This is a genomic window from Dermabacter sp. HSID17554, assembly GCF_003989295.1.
GTDB lineage: Bacteria > Actinomycetota > Actinomycetes > Actinomycetales > Dermabacteraceae > Dermabacter > Dermabacter vaginalis.
In genome coordinates, this window is sequence record NZ_RBLW01000005.1 from 62,125 (window position 1) to 86,932 (window position 24,808).

Below are 24,808 nucleotides of genomic sequence, written 5' to 3' on the forward strand. Positions count from 1 at the left end.
CCTTCTCCTTCCGTCCGCTCTCAGCGGCCCGTTCCGGCGTAAACCTTAGCTTCGCCCTCACCGTCGAGGCCGAAAGCCGTGTGCAATTCGCGTACGGCCTGATCGAGTTGATCGGCGCGCGTCACGATACTGATGCGAATCTCCGAGGTGGAGATCATCGAAATGTTGATTCCTGCGTTAGCGAGCGCACGAAATGCCATCGCTGAAACCCCAGGGTTAGACTTCATGCCCGCACCGATCACCGACACTTTCCCGATCTGGTCCGTGTAGCGCAGCTCGCGGTAGCCAATGTCCTTCTTTGCCGCCTCGAGGGCGCGCGTGGCCGCTTCAGCGTGGGCCTCCGGGATCGTGAACGAGATGGCGACCGTCCCGTCAACAGTCGACACATTTTGCACAATCATGTCGACGTGAGCCCCGACCGAGGCAACGAGCTCGAACACCGCAGCGGCCTTACCGGGGGTATCGGGGACCTCAACGAGGGTCACCTTCCCCTCGCTTCGATCGTGGGCAATACCCGTAATCAGCGGAGCCTCGTGGCTCCCCTCTGTCTGGAACGCCACGGGGGCCTCCTCATTCGTGGGTGAAACGGCGTGGGCGGCCTTGAGGGCGCCGTGCCTCGTCATATCGGGGTCGATGGGAAAATCGCGTTCGGGATCCTCGCAAATCACGGTGCCGATCCGGCCGCTGTAGCTCGAGCGCACGTGGAGCGGCACCTCAAAGCGCCGAGCGTACTCCACGCACCGCAGCGCGAGGATCTTGGCACCTCCCGCGGCCATTTCGAGCATTTCCTCCGAGCTGATTTCGGGAATGCGACACGCGCTCGGCACGATGCGCGGATCCGCTGTGAAAACACCGTCCACATCGCTGTAAATCTCGCACACGTCCGACTCAAGCGCTGCCGCGAGGGCAACCGCGGTCGTGTCACTTCCGCCTCGCCCAAGAGTCGTGATCTCCTTCGTGGTTCGCGAAACGCCCTGGAATCCCGCAACGATGGCGACATGGCCGTTATCGAGTGCAGTGCGAATTCGCCCCGGTGTCACATCGATGATGTGGGCGCCGCCGTGAAGCTCATCGGTGATCATCCCGGCCTGCGACCCGGTGTAGGCGCGGGCACTCACGCCATTCGCATTGAGCGCCATCGACAACACGGCCATAGAGATGCGCTCGCCGGCCGTGAGCAGCATGTCGAGTTCGCGGGCAGGCGGCTGAGCCGTGACCTCATGGGCGAGATCGATGAGCTCGTCGGTCATGTCCCCCATTGCTGAGACGACGACAACGACCTCGTGCCCCGCTTTGGCGTACATCGAGATGCGTGAGGCGACGCGCTTGATCGCAGCGGCATCCTCGACGGACGATCCGCCAAACTTTTGAACGACAAGCGCCATGGGCGAGTTTCCCTTTCATGCGCGGTTTCCCGCGAAGGTGGCATGAATATTAATGCTCATGTCATTGTGGCAGGCCGACGCGCAGGTGCGAGCGCAGCACGCCCGGCGAGGCTCACAGTGTGAGGCGTCCCGCGTGGAGTTCCTCGAGAGTTTCCGGAATATCGTGTTCGCCTTTCACTTTTGGCGGCTCGATGGTCGCGGGGACCATCTGTTGCTCACCGAGCCCGAAATCGGGGAGGACCCCAGTGCGCGAGGCAATTTTCGCGATCTGCTCGAGGCTCGCATTTTTTGGTAGGCCAAGGGCCATCGCTTGGCGCTCTCGCAGGGCCGCCCTCACGCGCGGGTCGTCGGCCATGTCTGCTCTGGTTCCTCGCTTTGGAGCGATCGCCGCAAAGGGAACTTCGCGGCGCGCGTACCAGCCCGCGGGGCCGTACACGATCGTGCGCAGGTCAATCGCGATCGCGCGATACGTGGCGATCATGCCGAGCGCACTCGCGCTGAACCCGGCAAACACAAGGGCCATGATGTGCACGCTGCCCGCCCCGCCCGCATCACCGGAAGCGTTCAACACGATCAGGAACACGAGGAGACACGTGGCCTCGATCGCCGCGAGGCCAAGGGTCGTCACCCACACGACTCCGCGTTCCCAGCGGTTCACGGCGAGTCGCTCGGTGATCGTGGGGTACGTGCGCTGATCGCGAACTCCTCGCTTTGACGAGGGAATGAGGTGGAAGAGCGAGAGCACGAGAGGCGGAAGCCACGCGAAGGCACTCCCCCACGCGATCACGAGAAGAACAAAGGCGAGACGCGTCACGAGGGAGAAATCGGTCGCGTCGCTCACCTGCTTCAGATCGTCAATGTTGCTGAAAAGCTGGGCGATATCGGAGAGGAAGTAGAACGGGGCGAGGAGAGCGGCAAAAAGCACGATCTGCCACGCGCGGTAGCGAAGAATCGTCCAGAACGATTCGAGAAACATGCGCGAGTTCACTACAAGTTTGTTGCGCGGCAAATGCCGGCGATCCTGCGCAAACATCACGCGCGTGTACTGGGCAAACTTGGGTGTGCCCACAGCCGCTTGCCGCTTTCCTTCAAGTGCGTTGTACCCCGGGAGCCCGAGAGGGTTCGCCGCGCGGGCACACCCGCCCGCGACCGGCACACTCACGATCGCTACGGCGAGCATCGAAAGATAGCCCGCGACAACGATGTAGGAGAAATCGGCGAGCATAAAACTATTGCCAGGAAGGGCCGTGAGCAGCATTGAAAGCCCGAGCACCGCGAGCTGCGGCCATAAAAGCCACTTCGCAAACGACCAACCAATCGCCCGCCGAAACAGCTGCTCCGTGAGGTACTCACGGGGGCGAAGCCTCGCGGCGGAACGCAAACCAAGTGCCGCCGCGCCGAGGCCCGCGAGCGCGCCAAAAGGCGCCGATCCCAAAGCCACGACCAGCACTTCCCACAGGGAAACCCCGAGGCCGCTCAAAAGCGAGGTGACGAAGCCAGGCACCGCAAGAGCGAAAAGAGGAAGGAACATGAACAGGGGCGTGAGCGAGCCAAGAAAAACCATGCCGAGGGTTCCCCACGACGCGGCCCCGACGAGGGCCATCCACACCCAGATCTTCCAGCGAGCCTTCGTGCGCATCACTTGCGCTGATTCGAAAAGAACCTCTTCCGGAAGATCGACCACTTGATCCCCCGTGGGCAGCTTTTCCGGCTCAGGCAAGCCGAGCAGTGGAGGAAGTGGCTGCGCGGTGAGCCCAGGAGGCGTCGGACCCCCGACTCCCCCCTGTGGCGCCGCACCCGGTTGAACGACCTGCACCATCGAATCGATCCCCCTAGAACGCCCGGCGCCCCGCGAACGCGCGCCCGAGTGTCATTTCGTCCGCATAATCAAGATCCCCGCCAACCGGCAACCCCGAGGCGAGGCGAGTGACCTCGACTCCGGAATCAGCAAGCGTGCGCGCGATGTACGTGCTCGTGGCCTCGCCCTGAACGTTCGGGTCCAACGCAAGGATGACTTCGGTGATGCCTCCCTGTGAGACGCGATCCTGAAGCTCCTGAATGCGCAGATCCGCCGGGCCAACCCCGCCGATGGGGTCGATCGCCCCACCGAGCACGTGGTAGCGGCCCCGGTACTCGCGAAGACGCTCGATCGCGAATACATCGCGCGGCTCCTCCACAACGCACAGAAGCTCACCGTTGCGGCGCTCGTCGAGGCAGATCGCGCAACGCTCTTCTTCCGCGATGTTGCCGCACACCTCGCAAAAGCGGATGCGCCTTTTCACCTCGGTGAGGGTCGAGGCCAGCCGCTCGATCGACGCGCTTTCCGCACCGAGCACGTAAAACGCGATGCGCTGCGCCGACTTGGGGCCCACCCCGGGAAGCATCCCGAGTTCGTCGATCAGATCCTGCACGATTCCCTGAAACACACCTAAACTCTATGGCACGGGTGAGACAAATAAACTCGTAAACTCGCCCCACGCCTATTCTCAACGCGAAAGCACACCATGACCATCCACACGACTCCCGGCGGAAGCGATGTTGAAAACGGCCGCGGCTACTCGACACTGACCGTGCTCGACCAGCCCTCCGTGCCTCTCGCCGCCGTCCGCGTCAACGATCTCGCGATGGACGCTCTCGCAGAATGTGCACGCGTGGTTGCCGAGGCCCTTCCCCCGGCCCTCGAACGCGAAGGGGCCGCGATCACGGGGCATCTCGTCGTCGTGTTCTACCGCGTGGGCGGCATCGATAGCGCACACGCCAAAAGCGATGTGGCGATCGGCTTCCCTATCGAAACGCCGCTCGAGGAGGAAATCGCGGTGGAGTCCGACGCCACCTCAGCCTTCACCGACCTTGCGGCGCGCACCGCTACCCTGCCCGAGGGGCGCATCGCGGCTCTTTCCCACAACGGCCCCTACAGCACGCGCGACGACTCGTGGAATGCCCTGCTGACAACACTGACCGACCGTGGGCTCGAGCCCACGCCTCCGTTTTGGGAAGTGTCGGTCCCGGTGGGCGAGAACGATACGGTCGTGATGACCTCGCGCACCGACCTTTTCGCGCCTCTCGCCCCGCTGAACTAAGAGGTTGATGATGGTGAGCGCCGGCACTCAAGAAGACCCGCTCGATTTCAGCGCATTGCGCCTCGCGCGCGCCTATCGCGACGGGGAGCTCACGCCGAGCGTCCACATTGAGCGTGTGCTTGAGCGCGCCCACGAACGAGGAGAGAAGCTCGGAGCTTTTTCGTGCTTTGCCGATGATCTCTCAAGGAGGCAGGCCGAGCGCGCCGAGGAGATGCTCCGTGCGGGAAACGACCTCAAGGCGCCGCTTCTCGCGGGCATTCCCGTACCGCTCAAGGACCTCGTCGAGGTCGAGGGTCTCCCCTTCGAGGCCGGTTCTCCAGCTCTCGCCGGGAACGTCTCGACACACACCGATGGCGTGGCCCAGGACATCATGGATGCCGGGACACTCACGATCGGGAAAACGACCACGAGCGAATTCGGCATGAGTGTGTTCAGCGAATCGCCGCTTGGGGCAGCGCGCAGCCCGTGGGATACGCGGCGCACCGCCGGTGGTTCGAGTGGCGGTGCCGGAGCAGCTGTCGCGAGCGGTATCGCGCCGCTCGCTCACGGCAATGATGCCGGCGGGAGCGTGCGTGTGCCCGCGGCGTGCAATGGCGTACTCGGCATGGTGACCTCGCGCGGCACGGTGAGCTCCGGCCCGCATGGGCTCGATGGGCCGGGTCTTGCGCGTCACGGGATGCTCGCGCGAACGGTCGCTGATGTTGCGCTCGGAATTGACCTCATTGCGAGGACACGGCCCGGCGATGCGTATGCCGGCGCTCGAGCATTGGACACTCGCGGTTGCGGCGCGCTCTCGGCGGTCGAACATACTCTCGTCGCGCTTGAGGCCCGCGAGGTGCCGCCGCTCCGGATCGGGCTCATCACTGAGCCGATGGTCGCGAACGTGGAGCTCGCAGCGTCTTCTTTCGAGGCTCTCGAGCGAGCACGGGCGCTACTCGACGCTCTCGGGCACACGGTCGTGGAGATCCCCGCTCCCATGACGCCCGAGGATTGGCAAACGTTTATGCCCGTGTGGACGGTGGGCGCCGCCTCATTGCCGTTGCCCTTCGGTCCGGCCGGAAGTGCCGATGCTCGTGTCGGAGAGAAAGCCGCGGGGGTGGGAGCGCTGACACGCTGGTTACGCGGCATCGGCGCCGGCGTGAGCGGGGTCGAATACGCCGCTGCCCTCGCGCGAATTCAAGAGTTGACGAGGCGCATGGCCGAGGCGTGGCAGGACTTCGAGGCGATCCTCACGCCGATGCTCTCCGAGCCTCCCGTGCTCGCCAACCGGATTCCCCCCGATCCGCACGAGGACTTCGACTTCCAGTCGCGCTTCACGCCGTTTACGAGTGTGTGGAACATGAACGGCTTTGCCGCGATGAGTGTGCCGATTCACCGCACCGTGGTGGAGGGAGTCACGCTCCCCGTGGGCGTCCACCTCGGGGGAACGCGCCCCGGAGCCGAGGGAGTGCTGCTGAGCATCGCCGCCCAGCTTGAAGCCCTCGACCCCTGGCCCACGCTGATCACCCCCTGAGCCTCGCCAAATTCCCCGCTCGCACCGGCCCCGGCACTGCCCCGCCGCAGTTTCCAGTTCCGACCCTGGCTCTCGCGCCGTCACACTTTGCCGCTCCTACCGACTCTGGCTTCTTCGCCGCCACACTTCATGAAAAAACTACCGGCACAACCCCCCAACCAGGCCCCTGACCCGAACTTTCTTCATCATCCGTAGCGGCAGAAGAGCTCAGGGCTGCTCGTCGATAACCTCGAGCACCTCGCCGCCGAGAAATTCCTCGACGATGTCGCGCCCAGGGCGACGCTGCGATCCCACGGACGAAGCGTCCTCATCATCGAGCGACGCTCCCTGGAACGGGTCGTCGTAGCCTTGCGGTTCGGCGGCGGGCGCTTCTTGCGCCGACGACGCGCTTGAGTTCTCCCCGTAGCTGCGACCACTGCCCGAGTGGCGATTGGCCTGTGCTTCATGGAGTGCCTGGCGTGCGAGTGCGGCGCCCGTGAGGCGGGGCGCACCGGCTGGCCCTAGTCCCGGGCCGCGCTTGAGCTCGCGTTTCTCGGCGGCAGGTTCGACCTTCTCCCCCGTCGCTTCGCCCAGCCCCCAGCCGTCGTCTCCCGCCGGAGCGGGCGATGCTGATCCGGACCACGCATCCGCGTGCTCCGCCTCGACCTCCGCCTGGGCTTTCTCGAGAGCAGGGTCTTTCTCGTGCCCCGCCGGCACGTTGGCCTCGGGTTCTTCCACGAGGGTCGCTGCCGGCTCGAAGCCCTCACCGAAGGCTTGCCGCATCGCGCGTTCGAGAGCCTGCTGGCCGTGCGTGCGAGGCTCACCTTCGCCGGGTTGCGCCGGAATCCGCACCGGCTCCGTCACGCCGCGCGGCATTTCACGGGCGCCTCGCGGGTTTTCCGGCGTCGCAATTTCCGAAGCGGGCGATTCGGGAGCCTTGGGTTCCGGTGCTGGCGTCCAGTCCTCTGGCGGTGCGTCTTCGTCGAATGGCGGTTCGTCGTCCACAAACGGCGGCGCATCATCGAGGGCGCCTCGCCCACCGCGAGAGTTCTCCACGCCCCGCGCGGGCGCATTCTTCGCTTCCGCTTCGTGCACCCGGCTCGGCGCCGACGTGTTGAGCGCATCGCCCCACCGCTCGCTCTGAGCCGAGCTCGACGACGCACCCGGTGCGGGCCCTCCCTGACTGGGCTGCCCACTCGGCCGCCCTCCATTCGCAGGAGCGCCGTTCGGCATCCCGCCGCTGGGCGCGCCACCGCGGGAAGGGCCACCGCCGCCGGTGCTTTGGCCGCCGCTCGGCGGCGCCTCACCGGAAGTAGCTTCGACCGTCACGTCCACACGCATGATGCGGCGCAGAGCTTCGGCCATATTCGGCGCGTGCTGGCCTCGATAGAACGCGTTCACGAGCCCCTGGCTGCGGAAACTCAACACGAGGGTTGACCCATCAAACGAGTGAAGGCCCGCGTTTTGGGCGATGAGCGCCCAGGACGCACGCTTGAGCGTCTGAAGCGTATCCATAAGCGCCGACCAGTGCCCCTCGACATCGCTCACGCTCACTCCCGACTTCGCCGACGCGGCCTGCGGGGTTGGGGCGCTCTGCGCGGAAGGTGCCGGTGGCGCGGTGGCGGGGGCGGGCTTGAGGGAGTCCGACGGTTGCGTCGCCACGAGGTCGCCCCACGAATCGTCGTTGCTGCTCGCTGCCTCCCGCCGTGGCTGAGGCTTTTCCAGCTGTGACTGAGGCTGCGGCGACTGTGGTTGAGGCTGCGGCGATTGCGACTGGGGTTGCGCCGACTGCGACTGGGGTTGCGCCGACGCGGTCTCCTCGGCTTTCGGCGATTGCGACTCTCGATCGCTGTCGCGACCCGCTGCCGCCGCCGCTTGTTCGCGTGCCACCTGCACGGCGCGCTGACGTGGCGAGAGTGTTTGCCGGGAAGCGTCGGACTGAGTAGCCCCACCCGGCGCACCACCGCGAGCCGAGCCGCCGGTGCCGCTCGCGTTCGTGTGTGCCCCGCTCATTGCAGCGCCGGTGCCTGCAGATGAGCCAAGGATGAGGCGGGCGGCGAGAAGCTCGAGGTGCAGACGCGGCGACGTGGCGCCCACCATGGAGTTGAGGGCCTCGCTCACGATCTGCGCCAAGTCCGTAAGAGTGCGCGGTTCGAAGCGCTCGGCCTGGGTGCTCAACCGGTCGAGCTGATCGAGCGGCACATCGGGAAGAAGGTCGCGGGCACGCTCCGGAGCGGCAACCAGAACGATCAAGTCGCGGAAGCGTTCGAGCAGATCCTCAACGAAACGTCGAGGCTCGTGGCCTGAACCGATCACCTCGTCAAGCACACCGAACAGGGTCGCGGCATCGTGCTCAGCGATCGCCTCAACCGCGCGATTGAGCAGCTCCACATCGGTGAATCCCAGCAGGTTGGTCGCAACCTCCAGTTCAACGCCGCGTTCATCGGAACCCGCGATCAACTGGTCGAGCACGCTCAAGGTGTCTCGGGCAGAGCCGCCGCCAGCGCGCACGGCGAGAGAGAGGACTCCATCCTCCACGGCGACGCCCTCCTGCGCACAGATCTCTTCGAGATAGGGAAGGAGCACCTGCGGCGGGATGAGGCGGAACGGATAGTGGTGTGTACGCGACCGGATCGTGCCGATCACCTTGTCCGGTTCGGTCGTCGCAAACACAAACTTGACGTGCTCGGGCGGTTCCTCGACGAGTTTCAGGAGCGCGTTGAAGCCGGCCGAGGTGACCATGTGGGCCTCGTCGATGATGAAGACCTTGAAGCGGTCGCGGACCGGAGCGAAAACTGCACGTTCACGCAGGTCACGAGCATCGTCAACGCCACCGTGGCTCGCCGCGTCAATCTCGACGACATCGAGGCTGCCCGCCCCATCTCGCGCGAGATCGCGGCACGAATCGCACGTGCCGCACGGCGTATCGGTGGGGCCTTCAGCGCAGTTAAGACAACGGGCGAGGATGCGCGCCGAGGTGGTCTTGCCGCAGCCGCGGGGGCCGGAGAACAAATAGGCGTGCCCGATGCGGCCCGACTTCAATGCGCGCCGGATCGGCTCGGTGACGTGGTCCTGGCCGATCACTTCGGCGAAGGACTCGGGGCGATAACGACGGTAAAGAGCTGTAGCCACGACACCAGCCTAATGGAGGCGAGCACCGCGGCTCTCGTCGGGTGGCCTAGGCTTGAGGCATGACGATTGAGGAGTGGACCGCGGCATTGATCTCAGCGATCGGCATCGAATGGTGGCGAATCCCCATCGTGATCCTCTCCGCCGTGGTCATCTACCTCGTTTTCTACCTGCTCATCCACATTTTTGGGCCGCGCATTCTCACGGGCTCCACGAGCTTCGACGCGGCGGTCATCATCATGCTCGGTGCGGTCGCAGGTCGCGTCGTGATCGGGCATCCACCGACACTCGCCGCAGGTGTGATCGGGCTCGTCACCCTCGTGCTCATGGAAGTGATCTTTGGAGCGCTGAACACGGCGCTGTCACGATCGACGAAATATCCCGCGCTTGGCCTCAACAAACGCCCCGTCGTCGTCTTCGCGCACGGTAAGAAAATCGAGCACTATGCGCGGCGGGCCCGCGTCACGGACCAGGACCTCGCATTCGCGTTCCGTCGCTCCGGCATCGCTACCCGGAACCAGGTTCAGTGCGCGATTATGGAGCCGAACGGCTTCATTAGCGTCATCCGCGAGGGAGAAACTATTGACCCCCTCCTCATCACGGGAGTCGTGGGCCAGGAATTTGTTCTTCCCGAAGACGATTCGCTCGACTAGCCCCCGCACACTGACGGCATAAAACGACTCCCCGCGCACCTGCCAGAGCCTTCGTACCCTTGCTGCCGTCAAGCCCTGGGGGATTCCGATGGATAACACCACACGGGGAGTCGTCCACAACGATACAGCCTCACCGGATTTTTCGCACAGTCACCGTCGGCCTCTGTGACATAGCCGAGCCTCACCGACCGACCCGGCCATTATGCGGACGACGGTGGACAGAGGCGCTCCCTTTCTCCAGACTGTGAAGTCTGATCTCGCCACGCGAGCGAAAAACCAAGGAAAGAACACCATGACCGAGCATTCCCACCATTTGGGAGCGGAACCGTCGGCCCCGAGCACGAGCCGGCCCGCGGGCGTGCAGTCGACCGCCCACGCTGCGCCCGAGCAGCAGCAACGAGCAAACCGAGGGGCGTTCTCCGGCAGGAGCGCCTTCATTTTCGCGGCAATCGGTTCAGCGGTGGGGCTTGGCAACATTTGGCGCTTCCCCTACACCGCCTACGAAAACGGCGGCGGCGCGTTCATGATCCCCTACCTGATCGCGCTGCTCACAGCCGGGGTCCCCCTTCTTTTTATCGACTATGCGATTGGGCACCGGTGGCGCAGCTCCGCGCCGCTCGCGTGGCGCCGCATGAACCGCAAAGTTGAGGCCATCGGCTGGTGGCAGGTCATGATCTGCGTCGTCATCGCGGCGTACTATGCGGCGATTCTCGCGTGGTCAGCGTGGTACTTCATCTTCAGCTTCACAAAGGCCTGGGGTGAGGATCCAGGCTCATTCTTCGGGTCCTTCACCGCATCCGTCCCGGCGGAAACCACCGGCATCGGCTTCGACTTCGTACCGAAAATCCTGATCGCCATGATCATCGTGTGGGTCGCGAGCGTCGCCGTCCTCGCGCTCGGCGTGCAAGGAGGCATCGCCCGCTCAAGCACGATCTTCATCCCGCTGCTCATCGTGATGTTCCTGATTCTCGTGCTCCGTGCCGTGACACTCCCCAACGCGGGCTTCGGCCTCGATGCACTCTTCACGCCCGACTGGGGCGCACTCACGAACGGATCGGTGTGGATCGCCGCTTACGGGCAGATCTTCTATTCGCTCTCGGTGGCGTTCGGCATCATGCTCACCTACTCCTCCTACCTCAAGAAGAAGACCGACCTCACGGGCTCGGGGCTCGTCGTCGCCTTCTCCAACTCGGGCTTTGAACTCCTCGCGGGCATCGGTGTCTTCGCGGCACTTGGCTTCATGGCGGCCTCCACGGGCCAGCAGGTCACCGACGTTGCCACCGACGGCATCGGGCTCGCCTTCATCGCCTTCCCGGCGATCATCAACGAGGCACCGCTCGGGGTGCTCATCGGGGTGCTGTTCTTTGGCTCGCTTCTGCTTGCGGGCTTCACATCACTCATCTCGATCCTCGAGGTCATCATCGCGGCTGTGCAAGACAAACTCGGCCTGAGCCGCACCAAGGGCACGCTCGCCGTGGGTATTCCCATGGCGATCCTCTCGACCCTCGCTTTTTCCACGACGACGGGCCTGAATCTGCTCGATGTTTCCGATAAATTCGTCAACTCGTTCGGCATCGTGGTCGCGGCCCTCGCTGGCACACTCATCCTCGCCTACGTCGTTCGAGGCATTCCCGCTCTGCGCGACCACCTCAACATGTACGGCTCGTTCAAGGTCGGCGATTTCTGGTACGTCATGGTGTCGGTCGTCATTCCCGTGATTCTCGCTATCACCCTCGTTTTGGATGCACGTGAAATCCTCACGAACGGCTACGGCGGCATGCCCTCGTGGTTCGTCAACACATTCGGATGGGGCATGGCGGCCGCGCTCGTTGCTCTCGCCCTCATCATGAGCCGGATCCCGTGGCCGAAAGCCTCCAATGTCGGCAAGCTCGATTCCGATGGCGACCCGATCGCCCAAGGGGTCGTGCGCGGCAAGCCCCTCGAGGTCCCCGCGCCCGACACCCAGTTCCCACACGAGCTGCGAGCAGATGACGACCCCGCGCGCGCCGGCCTCTTCACGCGCCTCTTCACGAAGGGAAAGAACCTCTTCACGCGCCTCTTCACGAAGGGAAAGAACCGATGAATGCCTCTGCGATCACTCTGCTCATCGTCTCGATGCTCATGCTGTGGGGAGGGCTTGGCGCCGCGATCATCAACCTCGTTCGCCACCCCGACCTCTCCGCCGAAGACGACTAGGCCGTGTGACCTTCGCCCCCTCTATGCCGACTGCCGCCAATCTCCGCATGCGCCACCCAGGGCTTTTTGGGTACACTGGAGTGCGTTGCCTTGTGCACGCGAGTTTTTCGCGGCCGGCAGCCACTGGAGGATTCGCCTAGCGGCCTATGGCGCACGCCTGGAACGCGTGTTGGGTTCACGCCCTCAGGGGTTCAAATCCCCTATCCTCCGCTGATTGAGCGGGCACCGCCTCAGCCTTCATGGTTGGGCCGGTGCCCGTTTTTCGCGCTGGGGCTCTCGCAGTTCCACCAGAACCGGTACGTAAACTCGGTGCGCGCCCCTATCAATCACGACGAAGCGACGACCGGCACCCGGAGTCCCGCATGTGGCACATTACCCCGCTCGACAAGATTCAACAGTGCACCGCACAGAGCGCAGAGGCGTGCTCGCAGGAGCCGCCCGAACACCACTTCCCCACGAAGATTGCTGCAAGCCTCTATCTCGATGAGTTGCGCTCCGAGAGTGTCATCGACCACATTTCGGGTTTCCACATTCGTGAGCTGAGGCGTGTGCGGCCGAGGAGCGGGGCTCCCGATCGCTTCCTTCGGTCCCTCAAAGATGACCTCGACGAGAAATTTGAGGGGAGCGAGCCGGGCGAAATTAAGGGTGTAAACATGGTGACCACGGCGACGAGTCGGGTTTTACCGGTTTCGTATGGGATCTTTCGTAACGTAAGGAGCGACGGAAGCGGTACGTGGAAGCTCGTGTTTGCCGATCGCGCGGATAAGCACGTTAGGCATCGGTTTTCGACGAAAGATTCCGGTGAAGGGGATCCACGCGTGACGGGCGAAATCGACGAAGCCGTTGATGCTTTCCGCGCCCTGATTTACAAGGAATACGGAAGTGCAACGTGGGAGTTCCGCCCCGAAAGTACGGAAGAGTTCGATCGGGCCATTGCCGCCGACATGGCCGCCATCCTTTCGTGCGTGTACTACGTCGAGGAGTACCTCTCTCCGTTAACCTCCGGCAGCGACCGCCTGTACATCGGGAGCGCGAGTTACCTCTTCAATCACCTGATTCAGTCCGACGGTTCCCTTGCAGGACAGGTTCCCTACTTTTCCGGATTCGACGCGCGGGACATTAGCCGTCTCTTCCGCTGCTCGCCCGCCGTGCGCAATCGGTATGCGCGTATCGACATCACCGTGGCCGAGGAACCCGATGCGTACCTGCGCAGGGAGATTGGCGACCGGGCCCCCGCGTGGGCGCTTCGGAACGCTCAGGGGCGCTGGCTGTACGACGAAATCGAGAACGGTGAGAGCGTCACGCATGCTCTCGCCTCCCCCGATGATGCCTTCGCGAAGGTCATGGAACACTTTGAGAGGCTCGAGAACGTGCAGGGGTTTGCTACTTCCGGGGACAAGGTTCAGCGCAGTCAGTACCGACGTGCGGCCACGAGACGAGCGGAGTGGGCACGAGATTTCATGCGTACCACCGATGCCTTTGCCCTCGCACATGATGCGGCACGTGCACAGGCCGCGAAGAACACGCAAGGCTAAATGTTGGGCTGGCGTAGCGGGGAGCCTGGGCCTGGCGGCGTCAGCTCTTGATGTGGTTCCGACGGTTGCCTGGCTACCGTCGGAATCGCACACCCCGAGGTGCTTCACTCCCCCGCCGGGGATTTCACCCCGTTTGACCGGATCGCGAGGAAACTCTCTGGCGCCTAAGCCGCAAGCTCCGCCTCCTGTACACGGATTATCCAACGAAGCTCCCCTCGGGAACTATGTCGGCGTCGAACACGACGCGGACCCCCTTCGATGCTCCATACGTAGCGCTCCAGGACACCCGGCTGATCGAGAGAAATCGACCCACGGTTAAATCGAGGCGCGAGGGAGCATAACGATGCATCTTCCTTGCTCGACCGCGCTCTCGTGACACACAACACTCACGGTTTTAGGTTGCCCTAACTTCGTTATTAGGGCATCCTGGTTTTCTCGCGTCATAGGGCGCGAGAGACGGGTCGACGCCCGATGTGCACGGATGCACGCCTGCTCGGCACGTCTTCACTCCAGCATCAAAGGGATAACGTGAACCTTCGAAAGTCAGCACGCGCTGCCGTCGTTGCCTTCGCTGCCATGGCGCTCGCACTCACAGGCTGCTCAGGCCAAACCGCACGCCAAGACGACGGCAAGAAACTCTCCGTGTACGCGACGACGGGCTACCTCGCCGATGCCGTCGCGAACATCGCCCCAGACGCCGAGATCACGACGATGGTGGGTCCCGGAGGGGATCCCCACACCTACCAGCCCTCCACCCAAGACATCGAAAAAATGCGAAGCGCCGACCTCGTTTTCTGGAACGGCTTGAACCTCGAGGCCCACATGACCTCTCAGCTCGAAAGCTTCGGCGATCGTCAACTCGCTGTCGGCTCGAAGATCCCCGAGAAGCTTCTCCTGCCGTGGCCAGAAAAGGACGACAAAGGGCGCCCGCTCCATGACCCGCACATCTGGAACAGCCCTGAAGCATGGCTCATCGCCGTTGACTCGGTTGCCGACAAGATCGCCGAGGCCGACCCCAAAAACGAAAAAACCTATCGCGCGAACGCCGAGAAATACAAGGAAAAAATTCGCGCAGCAGTGAGTGAGGCCGACGCAAAACTCGCAAAGATCGATGCGCCCCGCATCCTCGTGACGGGACACGACGCCTTCAACTATTTCGGAAAGCATTTCGATCTCGAGGTTCACGCGACCGATTTCATCTCGACGGAAGCCAAGCGGAGCGCAAAGGAAATCGACGAGCTTGCAGCCCTCATCGCCTCGAAGAAAGTTCCCACGATCTTCCTCGACAACCAGGCCAACCCGCAGGCCATCAAGAGTCTCCAAGAAGCCGTGCACGCGAAAGGGTGGGACGTCAAGATCTCGGATGCCAAGCTGTACGCGGATTCCCTTGGAGCGGAACCCGGGGTCGACACGTACCTGGGAGCTTTCACCCACAACGTTGACGCTGTCGCGGAGGCGCTTGCGAAGTGACGGCGCAACCCCCTGCTAAGAGTGTCGCCGCGCCCGCGTGTCGCGTCACCGACATGACAGTCGCCTACCGCGAAAATATCGTCCTCAAAGGTGTCACGCTCGAGGTGGCACGCGGCGCCTGCATGGCAATCGTCGGGCCCAACGGGGCGGGAAAATCCACTCTGCTCAAAGCCATGCTTGGGCTCGTTCCACCCCTCACGGGCACGGCCGAGTTTTTCGGACAAAGCCTCCGCGTGGCGCGTTCGCGAGTGGGGTACATGCCGCAATCTCTGAGCGTCGATTGGGACTTTCCCGCGACCACGCTCACCGTTGTGACAATGGGGACCTACGGCACTCTCGGGTGGTTTCGCCGGCCGGGGCGCCGCGAGCGTGAGCGTGCGCTCGCGGCGCTTCGCCAGGTCGGCCTCGAGGATCTGAGCACACGCCACATTAATGAGCTCTCGGGTGGTCAGCGCCAACGCGTCTTTCTCGCCCGCGCCCTCGTACAAGAGCCAGACCTCCTCATCCTCGACGAAGCATTCCAAGGGGTCGATGCGCGAAGCGAGCGTGCAATCTTTGATGTTCTTGCCGACTTCCGGTCGAAAGGGCGCACCGTTGTGCTCGTTCATCACAATCTTGCGACTGTTCGGGAGTTTTGCTCTGACGTTGCGATTCTCAATACTGAACTCATCGCGTCGGGCCCCGTGGAACGCACCCTCACAGACGTGGCTATTCGGCGCGCGTATGACCTCGATGGATGTCTCTCGCGCGCCCTCGTCTCTCGCGAAGAAGGTCACTCGTGAGCATCGTCGATTTTCTTTCGGTCTACACCTACCGCAGCGTCCTTGTGGGGACGAGCCTCATCGGGGCTATCGCTGGGGCGCTCGGCTGCTTCGCCTATGTGCGCCACCAGTCGCTTGCGAGCGACGTCATCTCGCATTCAGCCCTCCCCGGGGTTCTCCTCGCCTTCCTTTTTTCAACGCTTGGTCCGGGCGCCTTCATACATTCGCCACTTCTACTCGTCATAGGAGCGGCGGTCACCGGAACGGCAGCGCATCTCGTCGCGAACATCGTCGCGTCTCGCACACCGCTCACGATCGATGCAGCGATGGCCACGACGCTCTCGCTCTTTTTCGGCACCGGTATGCTGCTCCTTCAGTTCATCAGTAAAAGTTCCCTCCCCGGTAAGGGTGGGATCGGTGCGTTTCTTTTCGGTAACGCCTCAACGCTCACGAAAGCCGACATCACCTCGAGCGCGATAGTCGGCGGGTGCGCAATCCTCGTGACGCTCGCCCTGTGGAAAGAGTTTTCGCTGCGCGCGTTCGATCCGGAGTTTTGCACGGTACTCGGACTGAACGGCAAGGCGATCGATGCGGCCATGTTCGCCATGCTCGCGATCGCCACGGTCGCGGGAGTAAAAGCCGTCGGGCTCGTGCTCATGGTGGCTTTCGTTGTGACCCCTCCGGCGGTCGCACGCCAGTGGACCCGCGAGCTTTCCTCCATGACACTTTGCTCCGCTCTCGTTGGTGCGGGCGCAAGCAGCCTCGGCGCCTATGCATCTGTCGCGCTCGGGGAACTGCCGAGCGGACCCGTGACCGTTCTCGTGCTCGTCGGGGCTCTCGTCGTGTCACTCCTGTGCGCCCCTCGACGTGGAATCCTTGCGCGCATGGTCGCGTCTTCGACGACGCGCCGCACTTTTCGATCGTCACCCGGGCAAGGGAGGAAACCGTGAACTTCATCCTTGGTACGTGTGCCCTAGCCGTCACGACGGCACTCGCTACTGCCCTTCCCGGAGTTTTCGTCGTACTTCGCAAGAGTTCGATGATGGTCGATGGTATGAGCCATGCGGTTCTTCCGGGAGTCGTGATCGGCTATGCGCTGACGCACTCGCTTACCTCTCCCCTGCTCATCGTCGGCGCCGCAGGCGCGGGGCTCCTCGTCGTGCTCGGAAGCGAAGCACTCTCACGCACGCGTTTGCTCGCGGGAGATGCGTCGCAGGGCCTTGTGTTTCCCGCTCTTTTCAGCGCCGGCGTTCTTCTCATCTCGATCGATTTCGGCAATGTCCACCTTGACGAGCACGCGGTTCTAGTGGGCGATGTCAATCTCGCCGCGTGGACCCCTCTCACTATCGGCGGCATCGACGTTGGACCGCAATACCTCTACGTCATGCTCGCGGTTCTCGCCCTTAACATCGGCGTAATCGCCGCGTTGTTCCCACGATTGACCGTCACGACCTACGATCCAGCATTCGCCCAATCAATCGGCGTGCGCACGGGAGCCATCAATGTGGTCTTCATGTTTCTCACATCGCTCACCGTGACGGCCGCTTTCCACGCAGCTGGAGCCGTCCTCGTGCTTGCCCTCGTCGTGGTTCCCGCGGCGACCGCGAGGCTGTGGTGCAGAAGCATTCGAGAAATGATCATCGGAAGCGCTCTCGTCGCAACGCTCGGCACACTTGTGGGTTTTTGGCTCGCCTACGTTCTCGGCGCGGCGACGAGTGCGGGCATGGCAGTGGTCTATGGCCTCATCTTTTTCTGCGTACTCGCCGTCCGAAAGGCGCTTTCTCGGGGTCGCCCTCCTATTCGAGAACAGTGACCCACACAGCGTCGGTCGCAGTCTTGCCGAGCGTCGCTATCCCCTTCACGCCGTCGACCTCAAGGTCGAGCGTCTCGGAGAAAGGCTCCGATTCGCGCGCACGCACGATCGACCCAAAGGTGAGCCCTTTCCCCGCGAGGAACTGCAAAAGCGCTGGATCAGCATCCGACACTCGCTCCACCCGTGCCGACTCCCCAGCCGCAAGTTTTGTGAGCTGGAACGCGGGGATCGTTTCAAGTTTTCCGTCGGGCCCTGGAATCGGATCACCGTGCGGGTCTCGCGTGGGGTGCGCCAGAGCGGCGTCGATTCTCTCCACCATGAGGTCGGAAACCGCATGCTCAAGCACTTCTGCTTCGGCATGCACCTCCTCCCACCCGTAGCCAAGCTTTTCAACAAGGAAGGTCTCGATGAGTCTATGTCGGCGCACCATAGCGAGGGCGAGGCAGCGTCCTTCTTCCGTGAGCGTGATTGCCCCGTAAGGTGAATGCTCCACGAGCGCCTGTGCGGCCAGTTTCTTAATGGTCTCTGATGCCGTTGCCGGTCGAACTCCCACGCGCGCGGCAATCTTCGAGGTCGTCACGGGTTCGTTCGACCATTCGCCTAGAACCCACACAGCCTTGAGGTAATCCTGCACGCTACCGGAGAGCTTCTCTACTGACACGCCACCACAGTAGCAACACAGCACTCTCATGAGCGGCTCACGGCTGAGCCGATCAAAGGCTATTCAGCCGTGCGGCACCAGTTGAGGCCGCGTGCCGTGAGGCGCGAAAGATGCTCCTCCATGGTCGCGAGCTCGCGAGCGTTGCCGGCCGAGCCGGACCACAGCTGCTGCGCAACGGAACACCCGCGCGGCCACAGCAGGTATTCGGCCTTCGCCCAATCGTGCACGTATTCGCTCCACAGCTGGAACTGTGCGCCGAGCAAGGCCCCCTCACCCTCGCCACCCACGGCATCGAGGAGGTCGCTGAGGCCCGCGACCTTGCTGAGCGGGAGGTTCCCACCGATCGTGAGCGGATGATCCTCGCCCGCATGCTGGCGGTAGTCGAAATAGGTGAATTCGGTCGGGGCGGCGATCGCATCGTGACCCGCGCGCAGTGCCTCTTCGACCGCCTCGGACTTTCGCCACACCATGACGGTCGTTCCCTGCGGGACGCCACCCTCAAGAACTTCGTCCCACGCGATCACGCGGCGGTCCATGTCGAGAACGTGAGTACAAATTTCATTCTCGAACCAGGCCTGCGCCTCGGCGGGGGTCGTAGCGCCAATGCGCTCCATTGTTGCGCGCGAAGCCTCATGTTCGACCCATTCCTTGCCCGGGCATTCGTCGCCACCGACGTGGATCGGCGAGCCCGGGAAAAGGGTGGCGACATCCGTGAGCACGGCGCGGCAGAACTCGACGGCTTCGTCAGTGAGAGCGAGGACGTGCTCGGAGATGCCCCAGCACGTGCGCGGATGCTCGATCGGCACGCAGCCGAGCTCGGGGTAGGCAGCGACGACCGATTCCATGTGACCGGGCATGTCGATCTCGGGGACCACCTGGATGCCGAGCATCCCCGCGCGTTCCACCAGAGCGGTGATCTCCTCGCGCGTGTAGTAACCGCCGCATTCGATGCCGTCATGCTCGGCAACATCGTCGCAGTCGTTTTCGTCGGGAGGCGGCTGATGCCCCGCGAGGGTCCCGGGGCGCGTGGATCCCTTCTCGATGAGCTTCGGGAAGCCCTCGATGGGGATTCGCCAACCCTGGTCGTCGGTGAGGTGGAGATGCACAACGTTGAGCTTGTGCATCGCCATCATCTCGAGGTGCCTGTAGAGGCCCTCGAGCGGAAGGAAGTTGCGGGCCACGTCGATGTGGGAGCCACGCCAGTGGTAGCGCGGGGCATCCTCGATCTCGACACACGGCACCACCAACGACGTGGGTTCCATGGGTCCGGCCGAATAAATCGCTGGAGGCAGAAGCTGAAGCAGGGTCTGCACCGCCCATCCGGCACCTCGCTCGTCGGCGCTTTCGATGCGGATGCCCTCGGTGCTCACACGCATGCGGTAAGCCTCTTCGCCGAGCGAGGGATCGTGGGCAAACTCGATGCCTCCAGAACCTTCGCTCACGCGCACGCCCGCGGCACGACCAAGGCGCTCGGCAAGGTACGCCGCGGCGTTCCCACCACCCGCGATCGGGAGGGGCGAAGGAAGGGCAAACTCGCCGCCCATTTCGCGCACGGTGGTCGGTTCGGGGATGAGTGTTCTCATGTCAGCTTCTCCGGTGTCCACGAGGTGATCAGGTCGTGTTCAAGCGTATCGACCGCCGCTGAGCCAATTCCGCGCGCAGCCTCGCCAATCGTCACGACAAAGGCGCCCGCGGCGACCGCGGCACGGGCACCCGTGGGCGAGTCCTCAAAGATGACGCAGTCGCGTGGATCGACGCCGAGACGCCTTGCAGCTTCGACGTAGAGGTCGGGGGCCGGCTTCGGGTTCATGCCCTCATTGACACCGAGAGCAGCTTTGAAACGGTCTTGCCAGCCAATCGCGCTCACACATTGCTCAACGATCACCTGCGGCGAGTTGGAGCCGATCGCGAGCGGCACGACATTCGCGAGGCGCGACGTGAGGGCGTCGGCTCCGGGCATGGGCTCGAGGTCGACGTCGAGCCGCTCGCGAATCGAGGCCTCGAGCCGTGCACAGACCTCTTTCATCCGGTCCTCGCGCGCGCCCTCGAACCCGAATTCGTCGAGGTAGTCATTGGCGACATCCTCGACGGTGCCGCCGCGATCATCGTGGCCGCGGAAAACCCCACCGGCCTCGCGCCAGAGAGCCGCGGCCGCCTCGTGCCACGCTTTTTCGGAATCAAAAAGCGTGTCGTCCATGTCGAAAATGACGCCGGCAACCTTGCCCGGAAGTGCCTCCACCACGGTCGCTTTCACCACTCGAAGGCGAGGTTGCGCGTGGGGCCCACCTGCTCGATGTCGCGGAGCACCCCCACGTTTTCGGCGTCGTAGCTGCCCTGGCTCACGCCCATGGCATCGAGGAGATCCCACATGACCTGTTCGCTATGGAGCACGTCTCGCGAGGTCAGCACCTCGGGCAGAGGCGCACCAAAACGGTGCGTGATGAGGAAGCTGCGACGCACCTCGACCTCATCCTCGCCGTGTCCGCCCTCGGGTTTGTGGCCGTGATCGGTCGTGACGGCGACGAGCCAGTCCTCGCCGAGCTGTTCATAACGCTCGGCGACAGCCTTGACGAGATGGCGCGTGAGCTCGTCAACGTGCCGAATCGCCTCGCGATACTGATCCGATTCCGCGCCATGCGCGTGACCCGCACCGTCGACACCTTCGAAGTACACGACGGCCGCATCGGGACCTTCGTGCAGGAGCTTCCACGTCGCCCAGTGCGCAACGTCATCGTCTGCGCTGTCCAGACCGTCGTTGAGGTCGGGGTGGAACGTCTGGTGCTGGCCCGTGCGCTGCTGGTCCATGCGGTGCTGAAGAAGCGGCCCAAGCCCGTGAGGGGCGCAAAATGCCTCCCACGTAGCCGCAGCGAGTGTGCGCGCGGCAGGGTTCGCAAAGTACACGCGCGAGAGGATGTCGGGGTGACGCGCGAGGTCATGCCCCACGAACTCGTTCCACCACACGTTGCATTCCTCGTGAGTGGAACCCGTGAGGATCGACGACCACCCGGGCGCGGAATCCGTGGGCGGGGTCATCCACATGGGCGTGATGCGCCCGCCCGAGTGGTCGTCCCCGCGTGCAAGCCGGGCGAGCGTGGGCGCGAGGTTCTTCGGGGCCTCCTCGAGCGGGAGGGTGCGGTCGAGCGGGGGGTCGTTCGGTCCGACGGCAGGCTCACCCGCATCGTTCACGGCACGGAATCGGGGATCCGCGTCATGATCGGGCTTCGCGAAGTGCGGATCGGCCGCCACGAATTCGGGAAGGGCCACATCGGCCCTCACACCATCGAGGCAAATAAGCAGGAGTTTCATGCGTGTGCCACCCTCAAGGTCACAATCTGGAATTCGTGCATCGATACTTCGTAGAGCGAGGAATCCTCGCTGCATGCTGTGAGGCCTGGCGCGGCCTCAGGTGTGTCGGTTTCGCGGAGGTTCGTTGCATGAACCTCGCGTGGCGCGGTGGCGAAGCGCACGTGGGCTGTGCCCGCGCGCCCCTCGGCTTCGTGCAGGCGCACGATGAGGTCCCCCGAGCCATCGTCGGCGGGCTTCACGGCGTCAATGAAGGCGAGCGTGTCGCCCTCGTGGCGGTCGATACTTGCGACGGGCGAGACTTCGAAACCGGGCGTTGCTTCGCGAAGCGGCTGCGTGAGGCGCAGGCCCGCGGTGTTCGCCTCCTCGAGGCCCGCGTCGCACACAAGGCTGTAGCGAAGCGTATGTTCACCGAGATCGACCTCGGGATCGGGCGCCGTAGCGGAGCGCAAGAGCGTGTAGCCGAACGCCACGCCGCCGCGCCTCTCAGCGCCGGGCGCATCGAGTACGCGCACGTCATGACCGTAGGTCTGCGAGTTCGCGAATGCGACCGCGTAGCCGGGCTCCTCGAGGAGCGCCCAGCGGTGGCCGCTTACCTCGAACTGCGCCTCCTGCCACGACGTGTTCTTCGCAATTGCACGATCGATATGCCCGAACTGGATCTCCGAACGATCCGTGCGGGCATTGAGCGCAAGCGGGAAGCCCACGCGGAGAACGCGATGCTTCTCGCGCCAATCGACGTGCACCTCGAAATCGACCGCGCGCGAATCGGCCTCGAGAGTGATCCGCTGCGTGAACGTAGAATCACCGTGCGCGCGGCGCACCTCGACGCATGACGTGCAAGGCGTGTCGCGTACGACCTTCACCTCGAGTGCCTCGCTCAGCACGGTCTCGCTTCGCTTGTACTGGTGCTGGAGCTCCCACGCATCGAAGCAGCTCGGGAAGTCCGGGTGGATGCTGAGCGCGTTCGCCTTCGCTTCCGGAGCAAGCAACTCCCGGCCGCCTACCTCGAGGTCGCGAAGGGACGACACGAGACCGCTCTCGTCGATCACAACCTCCACGAGGCCGTTGGCAAGCACAATGTCACCCCCGCGCTCCTCACAGGTCACGGGGTTCTCCGGCTCCACCTCAACCGAGGAGAGAGGTGCAGCGGAAAATGGAGCAACCTCGATAAGCGAGCAGCCGTCGGAATGCTCCCACACCTCGCGGCGAACCACGGGCGAGGGATTGAGAACGGTGGGTTCGGAGCCCGCGAGCCCAGCGGCCTGACCGTGGCCGCCCTCGCGCACCTCGACCTGACTCTTGTGCTCACCTGCGAGGGAGGTGAAGAGCGAGTCGATGAGGCGTTCGATGTCGGTGCGCAGCGCCTCGTACTCGGCGCGTGCCTCACGGTTGACCCAGTGGATCGACGAGCCGGGCAGAATGTCGTGGAACTGGAGAAGGAGGGCGCGCTGCCACAGCTCTTCGACCTCGTCGAGCGGGTAGTCGATTCCGCGCTCGGTCGCGAGGGCTCCGAGCCATTCGAGAACGGCGAGCTTCGCTTCAACTTCGCGATTGCCGCGCTTGAGCTCGGCGCTCGACGTGTACACGCCGCGATGGAACTCGAGGTACATTTCGCCACTCCACACGGGAGCGTTCGGGTACTCTTCGCGCGCCTTGTCGAAGAAGCCGTCGGGCGAATCGAACTCGAGGCGCGGCGCCCCTTCCATATCGGCGAAACGCCGTGCGCGCTCGACCATCTCCGCGACGGGACCGCCGCCACCATCGCCGTAGCCGTATGGGAGGAGTGAACGCTTCGCGCGCCCCTTCTCCTTGAAGTTGCGTCCGGCCTTGTAGACCTCTTCGGGACTCACGATCGAGTCGTAGCAGTCCACGGGCGGGAAGTGCGTGAAGATGCGGGTGCCGTCGATCCCCTCCCACCAGAAGGTGTGGTGCGGGAGCGTGTTCGTTTGGCTCCAATTGAGCTTTTGCGTGAAGAACGTGGTCATGCCACTGAGGCGCGCAATCTGCGGGAGCGCCCCCGTGTAGCCGAAGGAGTCGGGAAGCCACGTGCACGTGGGGGCAACGCCGAGCTCGCGCTCCATCCAGTTCAGTCCCACGGTGAACTGTCGAACGAGGGCTTCGCCACCGGGGAGGTTGGTGTCGGATTCGACCCACATGCCGCCCGCGGGGTGCCACTGGCCCTTCGCGATCGAGTCCTTCACGCGTTCAAAAAGGGCCGGCGCTCCACTCTTGAGCCACGCGTAATGCTGCGCCGACGTGCACGCAAACGTGAACTCGGGGTAGTCCTCGGCAAGGGCAAGGACGTTCGAGAAGGTGCGTGCGACCTTGCGGCGCGTTTCACGCAAGGGCCACAGCCACGCGGAATCGATATGAGCGTGCCCCACGGCGCTCATCACCTGGGCGGAGGCTCCGGCACCACTCGCGATCACGGGCGCGAGGTGGGCGCGGGCGGCGTCGGCACCCTCGTGGATACCCTCGGCATCGACGATGTCAGCCGCCTCTTCGAGCGTGCGCAGTAAGGTCGCGCGGAGAGTCGAGTCTTTGGGCTGCTCTTTGAGGGTGCCCCAGAGCACTTCGATGTCGAGCCACAGGTGCCACACGCTCTCGTTGCGCACCACGAGGTCAGCACCACCGAACGTCCACACGGGTTTATCGGGGCGAGTCGAGAGATCCCCGAGATCGGTGGGGTTGTTCATGTAGTCACCCATATTGGGGTTCGCGCCCGCCTCAATGAGCAGCTCGACGTTGCCGCCCTCATCGAGAAGGCGCTCGCCCGCCTTCGCGATCGTTTCGGGAAGACCCTTGCCCGTGAGTGGGATGAGGCGATTCATGGGGTTGACGCCCTTGAGCGGCGTGCCAGAGGTGGTGTAGGCGAGGCCTTCGGACTGATTGCCAGCCCAATCCCCCTCGAAGCCGAGGTCCACGCGCAGCTGCACGCGCTCAGATTTCACCTCGGTGGGAACCGTGCCCGAAAGCTTGAACCACCACGTGCTCCACGCCGGCCCCCAGCGATCCCCCGAGGCAATCGGGGTATAGCTCGCGCCCGCCGCCGTTGCAAAGTCAACGGGCTCACCCGGCGCCTTCCACGCGGTGACGTGAACGGGCGCGAGAACCCTGAAGAGCTCCTTGCCCAGCCTCTCGTGGAGACGCTCGATGCGGTCCTCCACAAGCGTTGAATCGTCAAACATTCCACCCTCCAGAACATCGCCCTCGTTTCACGGCCAGCACCATAGCTAAACCGCGCACGCAGCGAGCTTATCAGCCACAAAAACACCTCGTGTAACTAAACACACACTTAATGACCTTTTACCCCTGGGAAGAAACCAC

The 24,808-nt window shown here is 63.8% G+C and carries 19 protein-coding genes, 1 tRNA gene and 1 other RNA gene; 11 read left to right on the forward strand and 10 right to left on the reverse strand.

The window, feature by feature from the left end:
* Window positions 1-20: 20 nt before the first annotated feature.
* The 3 genes from D8M36_RS08620 to recR form a co-directional block, all read right to left on the reverse strand.
* Window positions 21-1,385, reverse strand: a complete 1,365-nt coding sequence (locus D8M36_RS08620; RefSeq protein WP_126848280.1) for an aspartate kinase — start codon at window positions 1,383-1,385, stop codon at window positions 21-23.
* 112 nt (window positions 1,386-1,497) lie between these two features.
* Window positions 1,498-3,105: a hypothetical protein gene (locus D8M36_RS08625; protein WP_126848282.1), complete on the reverse strand. Its 1,608-nt coding sequence runs from the start codon at window positions 3,103-3,105 to the stop codon at window positions 1,498-1,500.
* A 112-nt stretch (window positions 3,106-3,217) separates the two neighbouring features.
* The gene (gene recR, locus D8M36_RS08630) at window positions 3,218-3,811 is read right to left on the reverse strand and encodes a recombination mediator RecR (protein ID WP_126848284.1); all 594 of its coding nucleotides are present in this window, start codon (window positions 3,809-3,811) and stop codon (window positions 3,218-3,220) included.
* Window positions 3,812-3,889: 78 nt separating this feature from the next.
* On the opposite strand from recR, the gene D8M36_RS08635 reads away from it, so the two are divergent.
* Window positions 3,890-4,465: a hypothetical protein gene (locus tag D8M36_RS08635; RefSeq protein WP_126848286.1), complete on the forward strand. Its 576-nt coding sequence runs from the start codon at window positions 3,890-3,892 to the stop codon at window positions 4,463-4,465.
* A gap of 7 nt (window positions 4,466-4,472) precedes the next feature.
* Window positions 4,473-5,978 (forward strand): amidase, encoded by a 1,506-nt coding sequence (locus D8M36_RS08640; protein WP_126848288.1) that lies wholly within the window; start codon window positions 4,473-4,475, stop codon window positions 5,976-5,978.
* Window positions 5,979-6,185: 207 nt separating this feature from the next.
* Here the strand turns inward: D8M36_RS08640 and D8M36_RS08645 are convergent, their stop codons facing one another.
* Window positions 6,186-9,089, reverse strand: a complete 2,904-nt coding sequence (locus tag D8M36_RS08645; RefSeq protein WP_126848290.1) for a DNA polymerase III subunit gamma and tau — start codon at window positions 9,087-9,089, stop codon at window positions 6,186-6,188.
* Window positions 9,090-9,148: 59 nt separating this feature from the next.
* Here D8M36_RS08645 and D8M36_RS08650 point away from each other — a divergent pair, with 59 nt between their 5' ends.
* Window positions 9,149-9,739: a DUF421 domain-containing protein gene (locus D8M36_RS08650; protein ID WP_126848292.1), complete on the forward strand. Its 591-nt coding sequence runs from the start codon at window positions 9,149-9,151 to the stop codon at window positions 9,737-9,739.
* Window positions 9,740-9,758: 19 nt separating this feature from the next.
* Here D8M36_RS08650 and ffs read toward each other — a convergent pair.
* Window positions 9,759-9,854: signal recognition particle sRNA small type (gene ffs, locus D8M36_RS08655), an RNA gene on the reverse strand.
* Window positions 9,855-10,031: 177 nt separating this feature from the next.
* Between ffs and D8M36_RS08660 the strand changes: the two genes are divergently transcribed.
* From D8M36_RS08660 to D8M36_RS08695, 8 genes are all read left to right on the forward strand, one after another.
* Window positions 10,032-11,822, forward strand: a complete 1,791-nt coding sequence (locus tag D8M36_RS08660) for a sodium-dependent transporter (protein WP_126848294.1) — start codon at window positions 10,032-10,034, stop codon at window positions 11,820-11,822.
* Window positions 11,819-11,935, forward strand: a complete 117-nt coding sequence (locus D8M36_RS08665) for a methionine/alanine import family NSS transporter small subunit (RefSeq protein ID WP_074298932.1) — start codon at window positions 11,819-11,821, stop codon at window positions 11,933-11,935. The genes D8M36_RS08660 and D8M36_RS08665 overlap by 4 nt, the downstream gene beginning before the upstream one ends.
* A 125-nt stretch (window positions 11,936-12,060) precedes the next feature.
* Window positions 12,061-12,145, forward strand: a tRNA-Ser gene (locus D8M36_RS08670).
* 152 nt (window positions 12,146-12,297) lie between these two features.
* Window positions 12,298-13,470, forward strand: a complete 1,173-nt coding sequence (locus D8M36_RS08675; protein ID WP_126848296.1) for a hypothetical protein — start codon at window positions 12,298-12,300, stop codon at window positions 13,468-13,470.
* 528 nt (window positions 13,471-13,998) lie between these two features.
* On the forward strand, window positions 13,999-14,940 hold the full coding sequence (locus tag D8M36_RS08680) for a metal ABC transporter substrate-binding protein (RefSeq protein WP_126848297.1): 942 nt from the start codon (window positions 13,999-14,001) through the stop codon (window positions 14,938-14,940).
* A 53-nt stretch (window positions 14,941-14,993) separates the two neighbouring features.
* Window positions 14,994-15,722 (forward strand): metal ABC transporter ATP-binding protein, encoded by a 729-nt coding sequence (locus tag D8M36_RS08685; protein WP_051120618.1) that lies wholly within the window; start codon window positions 14,994-14,996, stop codon window positions 15,720-15,722.
* Window positions 15,719-16,651, forward strand: a complete 933-nt coding sequence (locus D8M36_RS08690; RefSeq protein WP_055088895.1) for a metal ABC transporter permease — start codon at window positions 15,719-15,721, stop codon at window positions 16,649-16,651. Before D8M36_RS08685 ends, D8M36_RS08690 begins: the two co-directional genes overlap by 4 nt.
* Window positions 16,648-17,514 (forward strand): metal ABC transporter permease, encoded by an 867-nt coding sequence (locus D8M36_RS08695; protein ID WP_065247147.1) that lies wholly within the window; start codon window positions 16,648-16,650, stop codon window positions 17,512-17,514. Before D8M36_RS08690 ends, D8M36_RS08695 begins: the two co-directional genes overlap by 4 nt.
* On the opposite strand, the gene D8M36_RS08700 is transcribed toward D8M36_RS08695, so the two are convergent.
* From D8M36_RS08700 to D8M36_RS08720, 5 genes are read right to left on the reverse strand one after another with little or no spacing between them, the layout of a single operon-like run.
* Entirely contained in the window at window positions 17,498-18,175 is a 678-nt protein-coding gene (locus D8M36_RS08700; protein ID WP_065247146.1) for a metal-dependent transcriptional regulator, read from the reverse strand. The genes D8M36_RS08695 and D8M36_RS08700 overlap by 17 nt on opposite strands.
* Window positions 18,176-18,234: 59 nt before the next feature.
* The gene (locus D8M36_RS08705; protein WP_082991013.1) at window positions 18,235-19,758 is read right to left on the reverse strand and encodes a beta-N-acetylhexosaminidase; all 1,524 of its coding nucleotides are present in this window, start codon (window positions 19,756-19,758) and stop codon (window positions 18,235-18,237) included.
* Window positions 19,755-20,429 (reverse strand): HAD family hydrolase, encoded by a 675-nt coding sequence (locus tag D8M36_RS08710; protein WP_126848299.1) that lies wholly within the window; start codon window positions 20,427-20,429, stop codon window positions 19,755-19,757. Before D8M36_RS08710 ends, D8M36_RS08705 begins: the two co-directional genes overlap by 4 nt.
* Window positions 20,426-21,481, reverse strand: coding sequence for an alkaline phosphatase family protein (locus D8M36_RS08715; protein WP_126848301.1), 1,056 nt, complete (start codon window positions 21,479-21,481; stop codon window positions 20,426-20,428). Before D8M36_RS08715 ends, D8M36_RS08710 begins: the two co-directional genes overlap by 4 nt.
* A complete protein-coding gene (locus D8M36_RS08720) occupies window positions 21,478-24,669 on the reverse strand; it encodes an alpha-mannosidase (RefSeq protein ID WP_126848302.1) in 3,192 nt (1,063 codons plus the stop codon). The genes D8M36_RS08715 and D8M36_RS08720 overlap by 4 nt, the downstream gene beginning before the upstream one ends.
* Window positions 24,670-24,808: the final 139 nt, after the last annotated feature.